This window comes from Streptomyces murinus (assembly GCF_002154555.1).
Classification (GTDB): Bacteria; Actinomycetota; Actinomycetes; order Streptomycetales; family Streptomycetaceae; genus Streptomyces; species Streptomyces murinus.
Map to the genome: position 1 here is coordinate 1 of NZ_MUNF01000173.1, position 1,603 is coordinate 1,603.

The 1,603-nt window shown below is 72.9% G+C and carries 1 protein-coding gene; it reads right to left on the reverse strand.

All coding sequences use genetic code 11. The annotated features are described in order from the left end of the window. Window positions 1-304: 304 nt before the first annotated feature. Window positions 305-919: a hypothetical protein gene (locus tag CCN72_RS12820; protein ID WP_085566913.1), complete on the reverse strand. Its 615-nt coding sequence runs from the start codon at window positions 917-919 to the stop codon at window positions 305-307. Between the last annotated feature and the right edge of the window lie 684 nt (window positions 920-1,603).

A 1,603-nucleotide genomic window follows, 5' to 3' on the forward strand; every position in this document is an offset into this window, starting at 1 on the left:
AGGGGCTGCCAGGTGCATCCCCACAGGGGTGCCCCCAGGCCCGTCAAGGCGCTGAGGGAGGCACCTGGCAGCCCCTGGGACGCCTTGCGGTGGAGTACGGCCGGTCGTCGGTCGCCAGGCCCCATGGTCGTTTGAGCCGACCGCGGTGCCCGAGCGGCTCCGTGGCGCCTGAGCGGGACATGGACGTATCCGTGCCTGCGCTTGGCGCTTGCCGCCTGCTGCTTGACGCTTGGCCCGGTCCGCCGGACCCACCGTCGGCTCCGCACCGACTCCGTACGGCTCCGCACCGGCCCCGTGTCGATGCTCAGCGGGCGGCCGCGCGGCGCAGGACCTCGGAGACCGGTCCGCCGGTGCGCGGTACGGGCGGCGGGGCATCCGCCGTGGCGAACGGCTCCGGCGCCGAGTGCGCGTGGGGCCGGCGGCCACCGCGCCCCTCGCCCAGCACCTGCCAGCCGTCGTGGGTCAGTGTGATGTACGCCCCGCACCGCAGCCCGTGCAGCGTGCAGGCGTCGCGCAGGCCCCACATCCAGGCACCGTCCTCCTCGGTCCAACGTGCGTCGCCCTCACGGCAGTAGAGCAGGACGGCGGTGCGTACCGGGGTACGGCGGCGCAGGTCGTGGGGTATGACCCGGCGCAGCTGGGACAGCAGGGCGTTGCGGAACATCCAGCCGTCCGCCGGGGCGGCCCGGCGGGTGAACGAGGCGCTGGCACACAGCCGTTCGTCCGGATCGAGGACGGCCACGACCGCGGTGGACGGCCGCGGATGATGCCGGGCGTGCAGTCCGCTGACGACCTCACGGGGGTTGCGCAGCAGCGGGATCCCCGCGGCGGCCCACTCCGCCGGCTCCAGCACACGGCTGGCGGAAGCGGCGGACGTCGACAACGAGGCCGCCGGGGACGAGGCGAATCCGAAGGTCACGTTCCTCCCTTCGGCTACGCGCCCACACAGCGGGCGAGGTGGGATTCGGGGACCGCGCACCGCAGCGAAGCCCAACCGGATCACGGACCGACCGTGCGGGGAGCGGATCTCAATTCTTCCTGTCGAACCGGAATGCGGCAACGAGCAATTGGGGCCGCCGCCGGGTATCGGGCGGTGCGTGGCTTATATCCCTACCCAAGGCTCCGCCGGATGACGCATGGAGCGCCCGCGCGTCTCCAGAGCTGCTACCCCGAACACGCCCTGCCCAACGGACCGGCAACGCCTGTCGTTCGGACCGATACCGGCTGATTTTCGGGCCGCCTTGGCTGGTCGTCGGGTCGGGATCGGCTGAGCTTGGGGGCGCGAGACCGTTCGGCGTTGGGGCCGATGCCGGCGAGTTTGGGGTCGACGTGGGTTGGTCGTCGGGTCGGGATCGGCTGGGCTTGGGGGCGCGAGACCGTTCGGCGTTCGGGCCGGTACCGGCTGAGCTTCTTCGGGCTGACACTGGTCGAGCTGCGGACCTACAGCGTCCGGCCTCCGGGCCTACAGCGTCCGGCCTCCGGGCCGACAGGGGCCGAGCTTCGGGTCGACACTGCCCGGCGTTCGGGCCGAGACCGGCCGGGCTGCGGACCGAACGCCCCTGATTCTCCGGGCCGACCGCGCTGACCTTCCGGGCCGGTTGCT